Raw genomic sequence first — 19,234 nt, forward strand, 5'->3', positions numbered from 1 at the left:
CGAAGGCGCACAGCTCACAAGGTGGGAGAGGGTAGCCCCACTAAAGTGGGGGGCCGACTTCGAGAATCCCGCGTTGCACGCCGATGGCGACAGCATGAGTACGGTTATTGGCGCCGAGTTTGCCCATGATCACGCGCATATGGCCTTTGACGGTGTCTTCGCCGACCCCCAGTTGTTGGGCGATATCGCGATTGGAGTAACCAAGTGCGGCAGCTTGCAGGACTTCCAGTTCACGCGGGGTGAGAGTCTCCTGGCCGAGGTGCTCGGCCAGTTCGACGGCGATTTCCGGGGGAATATGTCGTTTGCCTGCCGCCAGCGCGCGAATGGTTTCGACAAGCTCCTTGCGCAAGCTGCTCTTCAGCAGGTACGCCTGAGCGCCCGCCTGGATGGCATGCAGGGCCCGTACATCGCCGCGATAGGTCGTCAGAATGGCGATACGTGCATCCGGATATTCGTGGCGAATGGCCTGGATGCTCTCGATGCCATTCACGCGGGGCATCTGCAGGTCCATCAGCGTCACATCCGGGCGCAGGCGCCGAAAACACTCCAATGCTTCGGCGCCGTCGCCGGCCTCACCAACCAGTTCGATATCCGCCTGATTGGCAATGACGGCGGCGATGCCTTCTCGCAGTATTGGGTGGTCGTCGATGACCAGGACGCGTATGCGCTTGGCGGATGTCATCGTTTATCTTTCCTCAGTCGTCTCAACCAGCGGCGCCAGCCTTGCCCATCGCGATAAGCCAGCTCGGCAGGCAAGGACACGCGGATGTCGCAGCCCCGTTCCGGTTCGCTGTGAATGTGCAGCAGGGCGCCGATCTTGTGCGCCCGCTCATGCATACCTTGCAGGCCCCAATGACCGCTGGCGGTGATGCTGGCCAGGCTCTCGGTCGCCAGGCCGCTACCATCATCGCTGATCCGTAGCTCGAACTGGCGACTGGAGTAGTTCAGCACCACTCGCACGTTGCGTGCCTGGGCATGGCGAAAGGCGTTGGCTACCGCCTCGCGGGCGATCTGATAAAGCTCATCCTGCACCACCGGGTGCAGGAGCGTGGCGTTGCCCAGCACCTGAATGCGGTAGGTGCTGGCGCTGTGTTCCAGTTGCCGGTCCAGAGCAAGCAGAGCCACAGGCAGGTCCTGTCCGGCGCGCTGGGCGTCGCGTAGGTCGCGAACCCGATCACGGCCTTCGGCGATCATCTGTTCGGCTCGATCCAGGGCCTTTTCCAGTTGTTCACGACTAGGCTGCTGAGGGGCGGGCAGGTTATCTGCGACGGCCTGAACCTGCAGGATCAGCCCCTGCACACCCTGCAGCAGCGTGTCATGTAGCTCCCGCGCGATGCGCTCACGCTCGGCGTGGCGCTCTTCCAGGCGAGTGCGCAGGCGTTCGGCGGCGCGGCGCATGTTGCCTTGATAAAGCCGCTGCATGAGGACCAGTAACAGGATGCTGACGAGTACGATGAACAGCGGACGGCGATAGAACTCCGGGGCGATGCTGAATGCCAATTGGGCCTCGTGCTGGCTGGGAACACCGCTCTGGTTGACCGCCTGTACGCGAAAACGGTAGTCGCCTGGCGCTAGCCCTGTGTAGATGGCTTCGCGCTGAGTTCCGGCCGGGTGCCAGGCTTCGTCGAAGCCGTCCAGCCGGTAGAGAAAATGCAAGCCTTCCGGCGCTGACAGGCTGAGCGCACTGTAGCCGATGACCAGGCGATGACTGTCGGCCGCCAGCTGCGGCGGAGCAGAGAGGGGCATGGCTTCACCGTCGACCATGAGCAGGTCGACCTTGACTCTGGGCGGTGTGCTGTCCTGAGTCTGCCGCTGCGGATCCAGCAAATTGACGCCGTTGCGAGTGACGAACCACAGTCGTCCGGCCTCGTCACGTACGGCCGTGGGGAGCGGCAGAACCTGATACGGATCATTGGCCAGACCGCCGGCGTTACCGAAGCTGCGATAGCGAATGTGCCGGTTGGGTGCTTGCAGGGCCCGACGGACTTCATTGGCCGGCAGTTGGAAAATACCGCCCTTGCCATGCAGCCACAGGTCTTCACCCTGTTCGGCTGGGACGGCAATGAGCGCGTAGATATTGTCGAAGAAGCCGTTGTCCGGCAGTGGCAGCATCTGAAAGCCCTGGCCATCGAAACGGGCTATACCGTGCTGGCCGGCAACCCAGCTATGTCCTTGCAGATGAGCCATGGCGGTGACATGACCAATCTGCAGGCCGTCAGCTTCTCCCCAACGGCGTTCACCGCTGGCATCGCGAGTGACGATCAGGTTGTCGCGGTAACCGAGCCACAAGCGCCCGTCAGGCGCCAGCGCCGCGCTGACCGGCATGCGTTGCGAGGGCTTGTCGCTGACCGGAGGCTGTGCCTGCCACTGGCCCTGACGCAGGACGAACAGACCCTGGCGATTCAGCGACAGCCACAGGTCTCCCTGACTGTCTACAGCCATTGCGCGCACCGCTGAGTCCAGTTCATGGTTTGCAGGCAGAGAGGCCACTTTGCTTAGTTCGGTACCTTGCGAACGCCAGACGCCCTCCGGGCCGGCCATCCAGACATTGCCCCGCAAATCACGCATTGCCGAGTTGATCGGTGTTTGCAACTGAAATTCGTGCAGCAAGCCATCGGCCAGACGCATCACCGGTTGGTCACTGCTGCCGACCCAGAGACTGCCGTCGCCGCCTGCGACCAGTGCCATGTTGTTAGCTGCAGGCAGAAACGGCGCGGGAGTCAGTCGCTTGTTGCTGAACCGATCAAGGCCATTCTGCGTGCCGACCCAGAGGTTGCCTTCACTGTCTTCCAGCAGCGGTAGTGTATAGTCGGCGCTCAGCCCATCCCGGGAACTGAAGCGCTCGATTCGCTGGAAAGCGTATCGAGCGCCTGCCTTTTCCAGTTGGGTGCTTTGCGGGGCGTACATCAGCCCTGCGCCAGCGCTCGCCAGCCAGAGGCCGCCAAGGCGGTCAGGCAGCAAGCCGTTGATTTCCTCGTCCACCTGCACTCGGCGCACGGTGGTCTGACCCTGTTGCAGACGAACCTGCAACAGTTCTGCGACGTCACGCTGGGCGAGCCACAGACTGCCATCGGCGGCCTGGGCGATTTGCCGTATCTGAGCGGTCTCGATACCCGTGTCGATAAACTGCGATTCACCCGGCGGCAGGTAGTGCAGGCCTCGCTCGCTGGCCACCCAGAGCAGGCCCTGACGGTCGACGAAGAGGTTGTAGGCATTGTCGCCAGCGAAATTGGCTTCTTTGGCGACGCGTTGCCAGCGCGAACCATCGAATCGCATCAGCCCGTCATTGGCGGCAGCCCAGAGCGAGCCATCCGGTGTGCTTGCCAGGGCGTAGATCACACCTTGGTGCAGGTCGAACTGAGCGAGTGCTCCGTCTTGAGGTATCAGCGTTACGCTGCCGTTGCGCAGGCCGACCCACAGGCCTGCGTCGGTTGCCAGCAGGCTGGAGACGATTCCCAGTGCCTGGCCGTTAGGACTGAGGTAACGGCGAAAGCGCAGGCCGTCGAAACGAAAAAGGGAGTCGCCGGTACCCAGCCACAGGTAGCCGTCAAGGGTTTCGGCCAAAGCGCCGATCTGTCCGGGAATATCGTCGCTCTCGGCCCAGCGGCGATGCTCCAGTTGTTGGAAAATATCAGCATCTGCCAGAGCGGCACCGCAGTACAGCAGCCAGGCCGTCAAGAGGGGGCGAAGCCTGTACCGCAACTGTCGCCGGATGCAGCGGGAAATCGAATGATCAAAAAGGTCCAAGCTGGTCTTGTGCCCACTCAATGCAGTAATCGGCAATCGCTTCCCAGCCAGGTTCGGCGATCAGCCAGTGGCTGTAGCCGGTGAAGGCCCTGAAACTGGTTGGGGCTGATGATCGCCGGTGGTGACGATACAGGGAAGCGATTTGCCTGGCGGGCACCAGTCGGTCCTTGCCACCGGCGATAAGCAGCAGCGGTGCGCGCTGGTGGTTGGTGAAGTCGATGTGATTACCAATACCCAGAGCCGTCTCGATGAACAGTCGGGCGGGAGCCGGGACGATATGCCTTGCATACTCGCTGACCTGATCGGTTGTCGTCAGTGTCTGCGCCATGGTGCGCGCGAATTGCCGCGCTGTCATGTGCCGTTGCGCACATGAACTGAACCCCCCCAGCAACCACGGCCAAGTACTGCGTAGACCCACCAGACCGCGGCGTAGCGGTGCGATAGCGATACCTGCCTGACCAAGCCCCTGGTCGAGCAGCAGCTGTACCAAGGTTGCCCCCAGATCATGGCCGACCAGCAGCGGCGGCGTTGCCTGCTCCAGCAGGTAACGGCGGTAATGGGTGACCAGTGCAGCGATACCCCGGCTTTCACCTTGTGGCCAGGCAGGGGCGCAGCAGTGGTAGCCGCAGGCGGCGAAGCGCCCCTGAAAATGCTGCCAGATGGCGGGTGTCAGCCAGGTTCCATGGATGAAAACAACGCTCTTGCTCACGGTGCGGTCTCTGCTGGCGGAGGCGATCCTTGCTATGGCTGCAGCTTCTTTTGTTCAGTCGAGGCTGTCTTGAACAGGCCTGCTGTTCTGGTATGGGCATGCGGTGAAAGGGCGGGTAGGCAGCCGGGTATGCAGAACCGCCACGCGTCAGAGTCAGCGGTGGGCCTCATCTTTGTCGCGGTCTCCACGGGCCTGTGGCAGCGACTCTGTCTTGGCAGGCGTCAGGTAGTGCTCTATCTGGATACTTACACCCTCTGTCTGGTAGCGCCTGGCGGCGGCTTCGATACGCTGTTCGGCACGAGTCACTCGCCCATGGTGACGCAGATGCTCGAGCCAGGACTCATCGAAGAAGAACTCCTGCCAGTGACGAGAATTCTCGCTGTTCTGCACCAGCCCCCAGGAGAATGCGCCGTTACGCCGGCGCATGCGCGCGACCTCGCTCATCGCCTGACGGAAAGCCGCCGCGTGTTCTGGGGCGATGTCGTAGTGCAAGGTGACCATCACCGGGCCGCGCTCGAGGTCGGCTTCGTCGGCCAGTATTGGCGCTGGCCAGTGCAGCGATGGTGCCAGGTCCTCACTTTCGGTGACCGGCAAAGGGAATCTGGCATTCAGCAGCAGGCCCAGTACCAGACAGCCCGAGGCAGCGAACAATGCGACCGGGATAGAGGTATGACTGGCAACGAAGCCCCAGAGCGCACCGCCAGCGGCCATGCTGCCGAAGAATACCAGGATGTATACCGATAGCGCCCGTGCCCGTACCCAGTCCGGCACCGAGGTCTGTGCGGCGACTTGCAGGCTTGACAGCACGGCGATCCACGCCGCGCCGCTGAGCAGCATCACCGGTAGCAAGGCAGCGAACTGGCGCAGACTGGCCAGGGCCAGCAATACCAGGGCGTAGAGCAGGCTGGCCAGCAGGACCAGGCGATCACTGCTGATGCGATCGCGGATGCGCGGCAACAGAGTGGCGCCGAGTACCGCCCCGACGCCGACGCTGCCGAGCATCAGGCCGAAGTCGCTGGCGCTGCCCTGCAGCTCGCCGCGTACGATCAAGGGCAGTAGCGACATGCCGGCGCTGGCGCCGAGAAAGAATGCTGCGGCGCGCACCAGTACCGCTTGCAGCGGCTTGGACGCCCGGCTGTACCGCCAACCTGCGCGGATGGCGCCCAGCAGGCGTTCTGCCGGGAAGCTGGCGAGCTGGCGCTCACGCTTCCAGGTCATCAGCACTGCCATCACGGCGAAGAACGACAGTGCATTGAGGGCGAAGGTCGCCCACGGACCGCTCAAGCTGACCAGAACGCCGGCGATGGCCGGGCCGAGTGCCCGTGCGACATTGATACCGAGGCTGGACAGGGCAATTGCCGAAGGAAGGTCGCGCTTGTCTACCAACTCCGGCGTCAGCGCCGACCAGGCCGGCATCATCAAGGCGGTACCGACGCCCATGGCCAGGGTCATGCCCAGCAGCAGCCAGACGCTGGTCAGCCCGAGAAGGGTCAGCGTTGCCAGCGTAGTGGCCACGGCCGCCATCCACAGTTGTACGGCGAGCAGGTAGCGACGTTTATCGACGATATCGGCCATGGCTCCGGCTGGTAGCGCCAGCAGGAACATCGGCGCCGAGCCGGCGACCTGTACCAGCGCGACATGCATGGGGTTGCTGGACAGGCTGGTCATCAGCCAGCCAGCACCAACCTCGTGCATCCAGGTGCCGATGTTCGACGCGATGCTGGCCAACCACAGCCAGCGGAAGGTCGGGTAATTGAGAGCGCCCCAAGGCGATTGCTTGGCGGTGTTCATGGTCAGAGGAGGCCTTGTAATGGGTATTCGACGACGAGATAGAAGCGATCGATATCACGTTGCGGCTGGGCGTCGTTGCCTCGGTGGCTGACGTGCGCCAGGCTCATTTGCAGGCCTTTGGCCCACCCCTGCTGCACGGTATAGCGCAGGTCGATATCACGCTCCCAATGGCGGCCACGTCCCTGCATACGGCTATCTGCGTAGGCGCCATCGGCCGGAGCACGTGTGCCGTCGATTCCGTGCCCGCGTACATAGCGCGTCATCAGGCTCAGACCGGGTAGTCCGAGCGTGGTGAAATCCAGGTCGTAACGAAGCTGCCAGGATCGTTCCTGGGCGCCATTGAAGTCAGCGTATTTGATCGAGTTGGCCAGATAGATCGAGTCCCCGCCGATGAAATCGAAGGGGGTGTCGCCATCGACGCGCTGATAGGCAATGGTGAAAGCCTGACCCGCGTGCCGGTAGCTCGCCAGTAGGCTGTAGGCCAGCGTGTCGATGTCGCCTGCATTAGACGAGCCGTGTTCGCGCGTACGATACAGATTGCCATCCAGGGTCAGGCCGGCTTTCTGGAACTTGAGGTTCAGATAACTCTGGCGCCAGGTGTCTTCCAGTTGCGAGGTATAGAACGCTGCACTGACCTCGCGAGACTCGAACAGGCGAGCGCCTGCCAGGGTAATGGCGCTGCCATGGGTGGAAGCGCCGTAGCCGCTGAAGTCGTCATGGGACGAGCTGCCGTTCTGGTTCTTGAAACGATTGAAGCGACCAACCTGCACTTGCAGGTCAGGTGACAGGGTGCTTTCCAGCATCACGCCGGTCGCATATTCCGGCTGCAGACGTTTGTCTCCGGTGTCGAATACCGGCGTCTCGACGGTCATCTCGCCATAGCGCAGTAGCGTCTTGCCTGCGCGTAACTTGATGGCGGCACCAGCCGAGGCGTAATGCTGTCCGCGCCCGTCAGCATCGACGGGCAACAGCCCCGTTCCAGCATGGCCGCGACCCCCGTCGAGCTTTATTCCAACGAAGCCATGAGCGTCGACACCCAAACCAATATCGCCTTCGGTAAAGCCCGACTGCAGATTGCCGATGAAGCCCTGCGCCCATTCCCGTTGGTAGCTGGAGGCATTCCCTGGTGCGTCGCGCAGGTCATTGTGCAGGGCGAAGTTGCGTAGCAGCAGGCTCCAGCGTCCGCTTTCTTCAAGCGTGCTGGCCAGGGTTTGCTGACTCGTGCCGGTAACCACCATGCCCAACAGCCAGCCCAGGCGGGCTGGCCGTCTGCAGGGCCGGGTCAAAACGCGAAACAGGAACACCCGAAGGCACCCCAGAAGCCCTGGTGATCACTGACCGGCATATTGCTGCGGCGCGCCCGGTCGTGCTGATGCTGGTGCACGGCGCAGGGACCGACGCATTGGTGGATGCTGGCTGCCAGCGGTGCGGCTGTGGGGCTCCAGTGACCAGGCACCATGGCCACTGGCGACCAGTCCGGCATCACCGGCAGGGTCGGCGGAGCCAGCTTGTCGAATTCGCTACTGGCGTGCACGACCTTGCCGCCGACCACGGTGAGAACCGATTCCAGCCACTTGATCTGCTCTTCGTCGATGCTGAAAAAGTCCGCAGTGAGCGCCACCAGGTCGGCCAGCTGGCCGACTCTGATCTGACCCTTCTTGCCCTGTTCCGAAGAGAACCAGGCACTGCCGTGCGTGAACAGCTGCAGCGCGGTATCGCGCGACAGACCCTGTGGGTGGAGCGAGGTACCGCCGACCGTCTTGCCGCTGACCAGCCAGTACAACGCGGTCCAGGGGTTGTAGCTGGCCACGCGAGTTGCGTCGGTGCCACCACCGACCGGCACCCCCTCGGCGAGCATGCGCTGGATCGGCGGGGTCTGTTCGGCAGCCTCGGCGCCGTAGCGATCGATGAAGTACTCGCCCTGGAACGCCATGCGATGCTGGATGGCGATGCCGCCGCCGAGTGCCCGCACCCGTTCGATATTGCGCGGGCTGATGGTTTCGGCATGGTCGAACAGCCAAGGCAGGCCGTTGAAGGGGATGTCGCGGTCGACCTTCTCGAACACGTCGAGCATGCGCGAGATGGATTCGTCGTAGGTGGCGTGCAGGCGGAATGGCCAGCGTTGTTCGACCAGGTGGCGCACCACCGGCTCCAGCTCGTCTTCCATGCTTGGCGCCAGGTCCGGGCGCGGTTGGACGAAGTCTTCGAAATCGGCGGCCGAGAACACCAGCATCTCGCCGGCGCCGTTGTGACGCAGAAAGTCATCGCCTTGATGCAGTTTGACGCTACTCGTCCAGTTCCTGAAGTCGGCCAGCTCTTCTTTGGGTTTCTGGGTGAAGAGGTTGTAGGCGATACGCACGGTGAGCTGATCCTTGTCGGCCAGCTCCTGGATCACCTGATAGTCCTCGGGATAGTTCTGGTAGCCGCCGCCGGCATCGATGGCGCTGGTGACGCCGAGGCGATTGAGTTCGCGCATGAACTGGCGGGTGGAGTTGACCTGATATTCCAGCGGCAGCTTCGGTCCCTTGGCCAGGGTGGCGTAAAGGATCATCGCGTTGGGGCGGGCGATCAGCATGCCCGTGGGGTTGCCGTTGGCATCTCGGACAATCTCGCCGCCAGGCGGGTTGGGGGTGTTCTTGTCGTAACCGACAGCGTGCAGGGCCGCGCGGTTGAGCAGGGCGCGGTCGTACAGGTGGAGTACGAACACCGGCGTATCCGGTGCGGCCTTGTTCAACTCGTCGAGGGTCGGCATGCGCTTTTCGGCGAACTGGAATTCGGTCCAGCCGCCGACCACACGGACCCACTGCGGGGTTGGTGTGCGGTCGGCCTGGGCCTTGAGCATGCGCAGGGCTTCGGCCAGCGATGGCACGCCTTCCCAGCGCAGTTCCAGGTTGTAGTTGAGGCCGCCCCGGATCAGGTGCAGGTGCGAGTCGTTGAGCCCGGGAATGACTGTACGTTTTTGCAGGTCGATGACTTGGGTGGCATCGCCGCGTTGGGCCATGGCTTCGGCGTCGCTGCCAACGGCGATGAAGCGACCGTCCTTGATGGCGACGGCACTGGCGTTTGGCTTTTCGGGGTCGACCGTGTGCAGACGGCCGTTATACAGAATGAGATCGGCACTCATGTTGCCTCCGGATGAGCTGGCGGAAGAACTGTTGGCCATGGCGGCGAAGGGTAAGGCGGACCACAACGCGCCAGCAGCGCCGAGGACGCTGCTGGTAGCGAGAAAGTGGCGACGTTTGGGGTCGGAGGGATCCTGGCTCATGGTCGGTCCTCGTTTGTGGTTGGGCTCAGCCAGGCAGCGAACAGCCGCGTGGCCATGGGCATGAACAGGTACACCACGAGCAGGACGATGCTCAGGGTGATCAGCACGTTGCTAGGCAGATAGCCACCGAGCCAGGGAATGAGCTGAAACGCGGGCTGCCAAAGCAGTGGTACGAGCAGGCTGAGCGGCAGGATCACCAGAAAGCTCACGCAGGCTTGTTTCCAGAGTGGCGGTGGCTCCTGCGTTCCCTGGGGTACGAACCAGAAGGCGCTGCCCTCTGCAATTTCCAGCTGATCGCCAGCACGCAACAGCGGCTCGACTTCAGCGATCAACAGGCGTCTCTGCTCTGATTCGAGCCAATCCTGCAGCAGGCCCAGGCTGGCGAAGCGCAACACACAGGTGAATTGCACTGTGCAGGGGTGGCGGTTGCGCACCACATCCACGCCCAGATGGCCTGGGCAATGGCTACCCGTTGCGATCATGCGTCGTAGCCAGGCTTCGTAGCGTGGTACATGGCCTGGTCGAACCTGATGACGCACGACCAGAGTGACGGTATCCGACTGCGTCTCGCTCATGCTGGAGACTCTGTTCGAGGCCTTGGTTTGGTCGACCCAGCGGCGCGCACTGATGCGCGACGCTGGTCGGGTTGAGCGTCGCTCGTCCGTCATCTGCTCAGATGGGCGCGGCGACTGGCGCCAGGGTCGGGCCGTGTTCTACACGCTCTGGCGCCTTGTGGACCATGGTGTAGCAATAGTCGACGCCCATGCCGTAGGCACCGGAGTGTTCCTTGACCAGGGCCATGACGGCGTCGTAGGTGTCGCGGTTCTTCCAGTCGCGCTGCCATTCCAGCAGCACCTGCTGCCAGGTCACTGGCACCACGCCGGCCTGGATCATGCGCTGCATGGAGTAGTCATGTGCGGCCTGCGAAGTACCGCCGGACGCGTCGGCGACCATGTAGATCTCGTAGCCTGCATCGTGCATGGCGGACAGGGCGAAGGTGGTGTTGCACACCTCGGTCCACAGGCCGGAGACGATGATCTTGTTGCGGCCGTTCTTCTTCAGCGCGTCGCGTACCTTCTGGTCATCCCAGGAGTTCATCGAGGTGCGCTCGAGCAGCGGCGCGTCAGGGAATACGGCAAGCAGCTCGGGGTAGGTGTGGCCGGAGAAGCTCTCGGTCTCGACCGTGGTGATGATGGTCGGGACGTTGAAGATCTTCGCCGCCTTGGCCAGACCCACGGTGTTGTTCTTCAGGGTCTGCCGGTCGATGCTCTGTACGCCGAAGGCCATCTGCGGTTGCTGGTCGATGAAGATCAGCTGGCTGTTGTGCGGGGTCAGAACTTCGGTTTTTGGATTGCTCATAGCGGTTACCTGTCGGTGGGCGGTAGTCGTTATACGTATCCCTTCGGTCGTTGCCGTCGGGTAGGCCGGAGCACTATTGCAGAGCAGCTACGCGCAGAATTGGATGGAACTGCGGTTCTGGTATAGGGCTGTGAAACCTGCAGCCATTCTTGAGCCGTTGGCGGTGGTGATGTGTCGAATACAGGCCAGGCGGAGCGAGCGGACTTCTCACGGCCGTGCGATGGCGTCAGGCTGCTAGAGTGATGGCGGTATGTCTGAGGAGGTGTGCATGGCAAGGGATGGCCACAAGCTGGGCCTGGGGTCGCTGACCGCAGTGGTCGTGGGTTCGATGGTCGGGGGTGGCATCTTTTCCCTACCCCAGAATATTGCCGCGCGGGCCGATGTCGGTGCGGTGCTGATCGGCTGGGTGATCACCGCTGTAGGCATGCTGGCGCTGGCCTTCGTATTCCAGAATCTGGCTAACCGCAAGCCGGAGCTGGACGGCGGCGTGTACGTCTACGCCAAGGCGGGCCTTGGCGATTACATGGGCTTCTCTTCCGCCTGGGGTTACTGGATCAGCGCCTGGTTGGGCAATGTCGGTTACTTCGTTTTGCTGTTCTCGACGCTGGGTTATTTCTTCCCGGCCTTCGGCGAGGGCAATACGCCCTTGGCAATCGCTTGCGCTTCCGTGTTGCTGTGGTGCGTGCATGCCCTGGTGCTGCGCGGTATCAGGGAGGCCGCGCTGATCAACCTGATCACCACCGTGGCCAAGTTGGTGCCAATCGTGCTGTTCATCGTCATCGTCGCTGTGGCGTTTGACCGCGACATTTTCACGCGCGACATCTGGGGGCGCAGCAACCCGCAGTTCGGCGGCGTCCTGGAGCAGGTGCGCAACATGATGCTGGTCACCGTGTTCGTGTTCATCGGCATCGAGGGGGCCAGTGTCTATTCATCGCGTGCCGAGAAGCGCAGCGATGTCGGCAAGGCTACGGTGATCGGCTTTCTCGGTGTGCTGGCGTTGCTGATGCTGGTCAATTTGTTGTCGCTGGGCGTGATGAGCCAGCCCGAACTGGCCGCCTTGCAGAACCCGTCGATGGCCGGCGTGCTGGAACATGTGGTGGGGCGCTGGGGAGCGCTGTTCATCAGTGTCGGCCTTGCGATTTCGCTGCTTGGCGCATTGCTGTCCTGGGCGCTGCTGTGCGCGGAGATTCTCTTCGTCTCGGCCAGGGATGGCACCATGCCCGCATTTCTGAGCCGGGAGAATGCCAATCGGGTACCGGTCAATGCGCTATGGCTGACCAACACGATGATCCAGCTGTTCCTGGTGATCATCCTGTTTGCGCAGGGCACCTATCTGTCGCTGATCTATCTGGCCTCGTCGATGATTCTGGTGCCTTACCTGTGGTCGTCGGTTTACGCGCTGCTGCTGGTCTGGCGTGGCGAGACCTATGACAGGCAAGTCGGCTTGCGGCGCAAGGATCTACTGGTCGGTTTGCTGGCCACTCTCTATGCCATCTGGCTGTTGTACGCCGGGGGCGTGAAGTACCTGCTGCTTTCTGCCCTGTTGTATGCCCCTGGCGTGCTGCTTTTCTACCAGGCCAAGCACGAACGGGGCGAACGCCTGTTCAGGCGCTACGAATGGCTGATATTCACGGCCGTGGCGTTGACCGCGCTGCTCGCGGGTTATGGCTTGTACGCTGGCTATCTCAGCCTGTAGCACTGGACAACGTACTCAGCTTGAGGATAATTTCCGACCATTGCTTCGTAACCTTGGCTTGATGACCGCTATGCGCAAGTCCCTGCGGACCGCCCTTATCTGGATGCTGATGCTGGCTTTGCCGGCACAGGCCATGGCGGCGCTTGGCATGCAACTTTGCCAGCAGGTCCACAGCAGCAGTGCGTTGCAGATGAGCCCCGGCGAGCACGCCGAGCACGGCATGGGCCATGGCATGGCCGCAGCCGATAACGCTGGTTCTGAGCATCACGGCATGACCGTCACGGCCAGTGATACCGGCGGTGATAGTGGTTTCTGTAACCTGTGCGCGTTCTGCGTCGGTGTCGCTGCTCCCAGCGAGCCATTTCTGAATCATTCCATTGTGCAAACCATCGAGCCGGCACTGGCCTGGCCCGAGCGTCTTGTCCTGGGCGTTGCTGACACGCCCGAACGTCCCCCGCGTTTCTTTCTCGCCTGAGCCCCCAAGGTAGCGCTGTAGACCGGCGCCTGTAGCTCATGCGGCCGCCTGGCCGCCCTATGCGAGAACACATCATGAAGTTTCATCCGAATGCCGGGTGGTGGCTGGGCGTCGTTGCCCTGGCTCTGCCCAGCGCTCTGCCGGCCGTCCAGTCCGACCCACTGGATGCCGAGGCTGCCGTGCCAGCGCAGGATTACCAGTCGCCACTGAACGACTATCGCGGGCAACGCGACGAAACCCTGCAGGACTGGCGTGCAGCCAATGAAGAGGTTGGCCGTATCGGCGGCTGGCGTACCTACAGCATGGAGGGCTGGGAGCAGCCAGCCGAGCAGGGTGTCGAGCCTGCGATGGGAGGTGGTCATGAGCATCATTAGGCCCCTGACGTTGCTCTGCGTCCTGGCGGCTCTGGCCGGCTGTGCCAGCTTCAGCGAGGACGGCGCTTTTGCTCCGGTGCAGCAAGGCGCCGAGCGCCAGCTGGACAAGCAACTGCTCTGGGCGCGTGATCAGGCCGGGCGCAGCCAGATCGATGCGCGCGTCGCCGAGTTGCTGGCCGAGCCTCTGAGCCTGGACGCCGCTATCCAGCTGGCGCTGCTCAACAATCGCGGTCTGCAGGCTGCGTTCGACGAGTTGGGCATCGGCGAAGCCGAGCGCGTGCAGGCCGGGCGCCTGCCCAATCCCGGTTTCTCATACGGCCGTCTGGAAAAGGGCAGCGAGGTTGAGTACGAGCGCGGTCTGCACCTGAACCTGGCGCGCATGATTACCTTGCCGATGACCTCGCGCCTCGAAGGCCGGCGTTTCGAGCAGTTGCAGCGCCGCACCAGCCTGGCGGTATACGAGCTTGCCAGCGAGACGCGAAAGGCCTGGTATCAGGCGGTGGCCGCCGAGGAGAGCCTGGTTTATGCGCGGCAAGTGCTGGAGGCTGCCGAAGCCGCTGCCGAACTGGCTCGGCGCCTGGCGGCGGTGGGCAATTTCAGCAAGCTGCAGCAGGCCGAGCAGCAGACGTTCTATGCCGAGGCCGGTATCGCGTTGTTGCGGGCCGAACAGGCTCGGGTGGCCAGTCGTGAGCGTCTGACCCGGCTGTTCGGTCTGTGGGGCGAACAGATCGCCTATCGCCTGCCTGAACGCCTGCCGCAGTTGCCGGAGGCGGCTGACGAACTGCCGGATGTCGAGCGTCTGGCCATGAGCCAGCGCCAGGACATCCAGTCCATGCGCCTGGATGCCCAGCGTCTGGCACAGAACCTCGGCCTGACCCGCACCACGCGCTTCATCAACGTGCTGGAGCTTGGCGTGCTGAACAACCGCTCCAACGAGGAACCCACCCAGCGCGGTTACGAGATCAGCGTCGAGCTGCCGTTGTTCGATTGGAGCGGGGCCAAGGTGGCACGGGCCGAGGCGCAGTATCGTCAGGCGCTCAATCGCGCCGCCGAGACGGCGATCAACGCCCGCTCACAAGTGCGCGAGGCTTACCAGACCTATCGCAATGCCTTCGAACTGGCGCGTCATTATCGCGTCGAGGTGCTGCCGCTGCGTCAGCGCATGGCTGAGGAAAACCTGCTGCGCTACAACGGCATGTTCATCAGCACCTTCGAACTGCTCGCCGATGCGCGCCGCCAGGTGCAGGCGGTGGATGCGTCCATGCAGGCGCAACGCGATTTCTGGCTGGCGCGCGCCGATCTCGACATGGCCCTGCTGGGCGCCCCCAATCCCTCGCTCGTCGCCGCGTCAGCGGCCAGTACCGAGCCGGCCGCTGGTGGCCACTGAACAAGGATCTGCTGACATGGTTTCACGACGTGATTTCTTTCTCGGTGCCAGTGCCATCGGCGCCGCGGTGGCCAGTTCGGCGGTCAGCCGGGTGTCGCTGGCTGCCTTGCCCGAGCCGGTGCTGCAAGCCAGTGCCGATACCCAGCCGCCGCTGCAGCCGAGCAATGGGCGCCCGTACAACCCGGTGGTGACTCTCAATGGCTGGACGCTGCCCTGGCGCATGAACAACGGCGTCAAGGAGTTCCACCTTGTTGCCGAACCTGTGGTGCGCGAACTGGCGCCCGGTTACAAGGCGCATCTGTGGGGCTACAACGGTCAGTCGCCGGGGCCGACCATCGAGGTGGTGGAGGGGGACCGGGTGCGTATCTTCGTCACCAACAAGTTGCCTGAGCACACCAGCATTCATTGGCATGGTCAGCGCCTGCCCAATGGCATGGACGGCGTTTCGGGGCTGACCCAGCCGGCGATTCCGGTGGGCAAAACCTTCGTTTACGAATTTGTCGCGCGCCGTCCCGGCACCTTCATGTACCACCCGCACGCCGATGAAATGGTGCAAATGGCCATGGGCATGATGGGCTTCTGGGTCACCCATCCCAAAGCGCATCACCCGCTGATCAGCGAGGTGGATCGCGACTATTGCTTCCTGCTCAACGCCTACGACATCGAACCCGGCGCCTACACGCCGAAGATCATGCAGATGCTCGACTTCAATCTGTGGACCTTCAACAGCCGCGTGTTCCCCGGTATCGATCCGCTGGTGGCGCGTCAGGGCGACCGGGTGCGCCTGCGTGTCGGCAACCTGACCATGACCAACCATCCGATCCACCTGCACGGGCACGAGTTCGAGGTGACCGGTACCGATGGTGGGCCGACGCCGGTTGGCGCGCGCTGGCCTGAAGTGACCACCGACGTGGCGGTAGGGCAAATGCGCCAGGTGGAGTTCATCGCCGATGAAGAGGGCGACTGGGCGCTGCATTGCCACAAGAGCCACCACACCATGAATGCCATGGGTCACGACTTGCCGACACTGGTCGGTGTCGATCACAGCGACATGACTCGCAAGATCGCCAAGCTGGTCCCCGACTACATGGTGATGGGCGAACGCGGCATGGCTGACATGGCCGAGATGCAGATGCCCTTGCCGGACAACACCGTGCCGATGATGACCGGTGACGGGCCCTTCGGCTCGGTGGAGATGGGCGGCATGTTCACCGTGCTCAAGGTGCGCAAAGAGCAGACGGCGGGTGATTACCGCGATCCTGGCTGGTTCAAGCACCCGTCAGGCACCGTGGCGTACGAATGGAAGGGAGCGCTTGCGGCCGCGCCTCGCTCGCATGATGGCGGAGGGCAGTCGATGTCGCTCAAGCAGCCGATTGAGACAGCGGTTGAAGTGCAGGTGCGCAAACCCGGCGGGCATGCCGGCCATTGAAACGACACCGGGCTGCCGAGCGTGGCCCGGCCCTAATACCTATCGAGGAAGTTCTGAGATGAATAAACAGACGTTTCTGGCGCTGGCCCTGACATTGGGCAGCGCATTGAGCAGCCCGGCAGCACTGGCGCACAGCGAGGAGCACATGGCGCATTCGATGCCAATGCTCATGGAGCAGATGCCCTGGGGAATCGCCGGAGAGGCGACGAAAGTCGATCGCACCATCGAGATCAGCATGAGCGACCAGATGCGCTTCACGCCGGACAACCTGCAGGTCCGGCAGGGCGAGACCATTCGCTTCGTCCAGCATAACGCTGGGCAGGTGCTTCACGAGTTCGTCCTTGGTACCCAGGCCACGCTGAAAGAGCATGCCGAGATGATGGCCAGGTTCCCCGGCATGCAGCATGACGAGCCTTATATGGCGCATGTTGCACCTGGGCAGAGTGGTGAAATGGTCTGGACCTTCAACCGCGCAGGCGAATTCGATTTTGCCTGCCTGATCGCTGGCCATTACCAGGCCGGTATGACGGGCCGCATACAGGTGCTGGCCGAATGACTCGCGAAAGGAGAGCAAGCATGAACAACAGATTGATGATCGCGTCGCTGGCCGCCATGTTCAGTTGGCCGCTGCAGGCCGCCGAGCCGGCGCCGCTGAGTCAGGGCGAGGTGCGCAAGGTGGATGTTGCTGCCCAGAAAATCACCTTGCGTCATGGCCCCATCGCCAGTGTCGGCATGCCGCCGATGACCATGGTGTTCGAGGTGGCTGAAGCGCAATTGCTGGAAGGTGTTGCGGCAGGTGAGAAGGTGAGCTTTCAGGTCGAACAACAAGGTAGCCGCTATGTCGTTACCGAGTTGCACAGAGTGAAGTAAACAGGGAAGGCCGGCCCGAACATCGCGTTGCGGGCCGGCAGACACTCAGTTCAGGGCGTCGCTCAGGGCCTTGGCCGGCACCAGTTTGACCACCTTCTTGGCAGCGATCTCGATGCTCTTGCCGGTTTGCGGGTTGCGGCCGGTGCGCGCCGGGCGCTCGCTCACCTTCAGTTTGCCGATGCCCGGAAGGGTGATCTCACCGTCGTTTTCCAGGGCGTCGCCGACAATTTCGCCCAACTGATCGATCAGTGTGCGGACAGTGGCCTTGGGCAGGGAAACGGCCTCGGCCAGGTCGCTGATCAGTTGGTCTTTGGTGATTGCCATGATGTAACTCCGTTTGCAGGTAATAGGTTCGGCGGCATCGGTTATTCCCGCGGCAGCCGAGAACGAGGGGAAACTAGCACAAAAGGTACAGCCCGGGAGTGCTGTGGCAGACACTTCCGATAGGGCTTAGTGTCGCATCATGCGGCGTTGTTCCAGTGTGAGATGAAAAAACGCAGCCTGCCGCGTATCCCGGGTTCGCTGGCGCTGTCGAACGGTATCTCGGCCTGCAGGCTGCCGTCGCCGCGCTGTTGGCCGTCGAGCAGCTCATCGGCGCTGTGCACGCCTTGGTTCTGCCAGGCGTGGCTGACCTTCCAGCCACTATCGTTGGTGGGCGGGGTGATTTCCAGAACGAGGCTGTTGCGGAACAGATAGCTGCCCTCGAAATGCTGATTGACCCAGAGTTTGCGCTCCACCTCATAGTCCGGCACCCGCACGTTGAAGGTCAGGGTGTAGGCCAGCCCTTTGCGTCTGCTGTTGACCCTGGCGCGATCAGCAAGAAACAGACTGCCCAGATACAACTTGCCGTTCTGCTCGGGCGCCTTGAGCCAATGTTGATGAGCCAGGCAGGCCACCGAGTCCTCTTCTGCGGTACGCCGGCTCAGGTACCAGAGTTTGCCGCGTGGGGCCGCGAGGACTTCGAACTGATACAGGGCGTTGACCGCTTGTCCCTCGCGCTCGGCTTTGCGCAGTTCCTTGGGCAGGGTGATGGCATCGACTTCGGCCCAGACGTCCACGCGAACATCGCCAAACAGGAAACGTGTCAGGTTCTGGTAGGCCTCTTCGCTGTTGACGATGCCGAAATAGCCGGAGTGGGATCGGTATGCAAAGGCCTTGGCGCAGGGTGCTGCAGGCTTTCCGTTGGCATCCAGGCCGCACAGGGTGGCGTTGTCGATACGCACCAGACCATCGCTGCCATGGCCGGCAAAGGTGCGGGAAAGGCCCAGGCCTGCTTCGTAGTCTGTGCGGTTGGTGCCGACCATGCAGAAGAAACGATCGGAAGGAAAACGCGCTTCGGGCAGCCAGTCGACCCGGTCGGTGAGCTTGTAGTTGGCCTCCAGGTCGAGAAAAGAGGCAAGTCGCTGGCGATTGAAGTTGCTGATATCGCCGGGGCTCAACCAGCTTGGTGGGTTGATGCCCAGCAGGTCGATGCCGTTGTGTGGTGTGGCATAGGTGAAGACCTTGTCCACCAGCCTGGCTGCACCGCCCGGATCCAGTTTCGGGTTCTGCAACAGGCCACGACACACCAGACCGCCCATGGAGTGAGCCACCAGATAGCAGCGGAAGTCGTTCCGGGTGATGGCATTCTTCGGGTTGGCGCAAATCAGCTCACGCACCTTGAGAATCAGCTCGCCGAGTTTGCTGGCAAAAACCTCGAGGCTCGGCGTGCTGCCAATACCGAGCAGGCGCGAGGCTTCGTCGTAGTAGCGGTAGACAATGATCGAGCGGCTTGCTAGACGATTGTCCGAGTTGGCTGCCCATTCCGGATCGAGGATGTCGTATCCCTCCTCGTAAACGTCCTGATAACCGAACTCCGACGCCAACCGGATCACCGGTGATTCGAAGACGAACTTGCGCGGTTGTCGTGTCTTTTCCGCCACCGCACGGTAGACGGTGGAGCCCAGGTTGAAACCGCAGAAGGGATCGGCGCTGGTCTGGTCGATCTCTCCGGGCGTCATGGCATAGCCGCGGACATAGATGATCGGGTGAAAAGGGCTGTTTGCATTGGCCATGGCTGCTCCTCAGGGGCTTGCGCGTGCCTCGGGACTGCTCATCAGGGCCTGACTGCGGGATGCGACGAGTTGCGCTGG

17 protein-coding genes are annotated in these 19,234 nt (G+C 62.6%); 7 read left to right on the top strand and 10 right to left on the bottom strand.

The annotated features are described in order from the left end of the window. Nucleotides 1-40: 40 nt before the first annotated feature. The 8 genes from ACJRW5_RS07845 to ACJRW5_RS07880 form a co-directional block, all read right to left on the bottom strand. The gene (locus tag ACJRW5_RS07845; RefSeq protein ID WP_484569973.1) at nucleotides 41-682 is read right to left on the bottom strand and encodes a response regulator; all 642 of its coding nucleotides are present in this window, start codon (nucleotides 680-682) and stop codon (nucleotides 41-43) included. Next, nucleotides 679-3,678, bottom strand: a complete 3,000-nt coding sequence (locus tag ACJRW5_RS07850) for a sensor histidine kinase (RefSeq protein ID WP_484569974.1) — start codon at nucleotides 3,676-3,678, stop codon at nucleotides 679-681. The genes ACJRW5_RS07845 and ACJRW5_RS07850 overlap by 4 nt, the downstream gene beginning before the upstream one ends. A gap of 55 nt (nucleotides 3,679-3,733) precedes the next feature. Next, nucleotides 3,734-4,456 (bottom strand): alpha/beta hydrolase, encoded by a 723-nt coding sequence (locus ACJRW5_RS07855; RefSeq protein ID WP_484569975.1) that lies wholly within the window; start codon nucleotides 4,454-4,456, stop codon nucleotides 3,734-3,736. 153 nt (nucleotides 4,457-4,609) lie between these two features. After that, a complete protein-coding gene (locus ACJRW5_RS07860; protein ID WP_484569976.1) occupies nucleotides 4,610-6,247 on the bottom strand; it encodes an MFS transporter in 1,638 nt (545 codons plus the stop codon). Nucleotides 6,248-6,249: 2 nt separating this feature from the next. Next, the gene (locus tag ACJRW5_RS07865) at nucleotides 6,250-7,485 is read right to left on the bottom strand and encodes an OprD family porin (RefSeq protein WP_484569977.1); all 1,236 of its coding nucleotides are present in this window, start codon (nucleotides 7,483-7,485) and stop codon (nucleotides 6,250-6,252) included. A 44-nt stretch (nucleotides 7,486-7,529) separates the two neighbouring features. After that, a complete protein-coding gene (locus ACJRW5_RS07870; RefSeq protein WP_484570260.1) occupies nucleotides 7,530-9,371 on the bottom strand; it encodes an amidohydrolase in 1,842 nt (613 codons plus the stop codon). 137 nt (nucleotides 9,372-9,508) lie between these two features. Beyond that, nucleotides 9,509-10,087, bottom strand: a complete 579-nt coding sequence (locus tag ACJRW5_RS07875; RefSeq protein ID WP_484569978.1) for an antibiotic biosynthesis monooxygenase — start codon at nucleotides 10,085-10,087, stop codon at nucleotides 9,509-9,511. Between the two features lie 97 nt (nucleotides 10,088-10,184). After that, nucleotides 10,185-10,871, bottom strand: a complete 687-nt coding sequence (locus tag ACJRW5_RS07880; protein WP_484569979.1) for a hydrolase — start codon at nucleotides 10,869-10,871, stop codon at nucleotides 10,185-10,187. 268 nt (nucleotides 10,872-11,139) lie between these two features. Between ACJRW5_RS07880 and arcD the strand changes: the two genes are divergently transcribed. From arcD to ACJRW5_RS07915, 7 genes are all read left to right on the top strand, one after another. Then, nucleotides 11,140-12,567: an arginine-ornithine antiporter gene (gene arcD / locus ACJRW5_RS07885; protein ID WP_484569980.1), complete on the top strand. Its 1,428-nt coding sequence runs from the start codon at nucleotides 11,140-11,142 to the stop codon at nucleotides 12,565-12,567. Between the two features lie 70 nt (nucleotides 12,568-12,637). Then, on the top strand, nucleotides 12,638-13,042 hold the full coding sequence (locus ACJRW5_RS07890; RefSeq protein ID WP_484569981.1) for a hypothetical protein: 405 nt from the start codon (nucleotides 12,638-12,640) through the stop codon (nucleotides 13,040-13,042). 74 nt (nucleotides 13,043-13,116) lie between these two features. Then, complete coding sequence (locus tag ACJRW5_RS07895; protein ID WP_484569982.1) at nucleotides 13,117-13,416, top strand: hypothetical protein; 300 nt, start codon at nucleotides 13,117-13,119, stop codon at nucleotides 13,414-13,416. After that, nucleotides 13,403-14,803 (top strand): TolC family protein, encoded by a 1,401-nt coding sequence (locus ACJRW5_RS07900; protein WP_484569983.1) that lies wholly within the window; start codon nucleotides 13,403-13,405, stop codon nucleotides 14,801-14,803. Before ACJRW5_RS07895 ends, ACJRW5_RS07900 begins: the two co-directional genes overlap by 14 nt. 16 nt (nucleotides 14,804-14,819) lie before the next feature. Then, a complete protein-coding gene (locus ACJRW5_RS07905; protein WP_484569984.1) occupies nucleotides 14,820-16,232 on the top strand; it encodes a multicopper oxidase family protein in 1,413 nt (470 codons plus the stop codon). Nucleotides 16,233-16,290: 58 nt separating this feature from the next. Next, nucleotides 16,291-16,788, top strand: a complete 498-nt coding sequence (locus ACJRW5_RS07910) for a cupredoxin domain-containing protein (protein WP_484569985.1) — start codon at nucleotides 16,291-16,293, stop codon at nucleotides 16,786-16,788. Between the two features lie 20 nt (nucleotides 16,789-16,808). Further along, nucleotides 16,809-17,102: a copper-binding protein gene (locus ACJRW5_RS07915; RefSeq protein WP_484569986.1), complete on the top strand. Its 294-nt coding sequence runs from the start codon at nucleotides 16,809-16,811 to the stop codon at nucleotides 17,100-17,102. 45 nt (nucleotides 17,103-17,147) lie between these two features. Here ACJRW5_RS07915 and ACJRW5_RS07920 read toward each other — a convergent pair whose 3' ends face one another. After that, complete coding sequence (locus ACJRW5_RS07920; RefSeq protein WP_037054278.1) at nucleotides 17,148-17,426, bottom strand: HU family DNA-binding protein; 279 nt, start codon at nucleotides 17,424-17,426, stop codon at nucleotides 17,148-17,150. Between the two features lie 137 nt (nucleotides 17,427-17,563). Then, on the bottom strand, nucleotides 17,564-19,156 hold the full coding sequence (locus tag ACJRW5_RS07925; protein WP_484569987.1) for an esterase/lipase family protein: 1,593 nt from the start codon (nucleotides 19,154-19,156) through the stop codon (nucleotides 17,564-17,566). Between the last annotated feature and the right edge of the window lie 78 nt (nucleotides 19,157-19,234).

The sequence above is a fragment of the Pseudomonas pichavaramensis genome (assembly GCF_050473265.1).
Lineage (GTDB): Bacteria > Pseudomonadota > Gammaproteobacteria > Pseudomonadales > Pseudomonadaceae > Aquipseudomonas.

What these genes read in the sequence shown, in the direction of transcription:
- ACJRW5_RS07845 (WP_484569973.1), bottom strand. Translation starts at nt 682, where the DNA reads ATGACATCCGCCAAGCGCATACGCGTCCTGGTCATCGACGACCACCCA.
- ACJRW5_RS07860 (WP_484569976.1), bottom strand. Translation starts at nt 6,247, where the DNA reads ATGAACACCGCCAAGCAATCGCCTTGGGGCGCTCTCAATTACCCGACC.
- ACJRW5_RS07865 (WP_484569977.1), bottom strand. Translation starts at nt 7,485, where the DNA reads ATGGTGGTTACCGGCACGAGTCAGCAAACCCTGGCCAGCACGCTTGAA.
- ACJRW5_RS07870 (WP_484570260.1), bottom strand. Translation starts at nt 9,371, where the DNA reads ATGAGTGCCGATCTCATTCTGTATAACGGCCGTCTGCACACGGTCGAC.
- ACJRW5_RS07875 (WP_484569978.1), bottom strand. Translation starts at nt 10,087, where the DNA reads ATGAGCGAGACGCAGTCGGATACCGTCACTCTGGTCGTGCGTCATCAG.
- ACJRW5_RS07880 (WP_484569979.1), bottom strand. Translation starts at nt 10,871, where the DNA reads ATGAGCAATCCAAAAACCGAAGTTCTGACCCCGCACAACAGCCAGCTG.
- arcD (WP_484569980.1), top strand. Translation starts at nt 11,140, where the DNA reads ATGGCAAGGGATGGCCACAAGCTGGGCCTGGGGTCGCTGACCGCAGTG.
- ACJRW5_RS07890 (WP_484569981.1), top strand. Translation starts at nt 12,638, where the DNA reads ATGCGCAAGTCCCTGCGGACCGCCCTTATCTGGATGCTGATGCTGGCT.
- ACJRW5_RS07895 (WP_484569982.1), top strand. Translation starts at nt 13,117, where the DNA reads ATGAAGTTTCATCCGAATGCCGGGTGGTGGCTGGGCGTCGTTGCCCTG.
- ACJRW5_RS07900 (WP_484569983.1), top strand. Translation starts at nt 13,403, where the DNA reads ATGAGCATCATTAGGCCCCTGACGTTGCTCTGCGTCCTGGCGGCTCTG.
- ACJRW5_RS07905 (WP_484569984.1), top strand. Translation starts at nt 14,820, where the DNA reads ATGGTTTCACGACGTGATTTCTTTCTCGGTGCCAGTGCCATCGGCGCC.
- ACJRW5_RS07910 (WP_484569985.1), top strand. Translation starts at nt 16,291, where the DNA reads ATGAATAAACAGACGTTTCTGGCGCTGGCCCTGACATTGGGCAGCGCA.
- ACJRW5_RS07915 (WP_484569986.1), top strand. Translation starts at nt 16,809, where the DNA reads ATGAACAACAGATTGATGATCGCGTCGCTGGCCGCCATGTTCAGTTGG.
- ACJRW5_RS07920 (WP_037054278.1), bottom strand. Translation starts at nt 17,426, where the DNA reads ATGGCAATCACCAAAGACCAACTGATCAGCGACCTGGCCGAGGCCGTT.
- ACJRW5_RS07925 (WP_484569987.1), bottom strand. Translation starts at nt 19,156, where the DNA reads ATGGCCAATGCAAACAGCCCTTTTCACCCGATCATCTATGTCCGCGGC.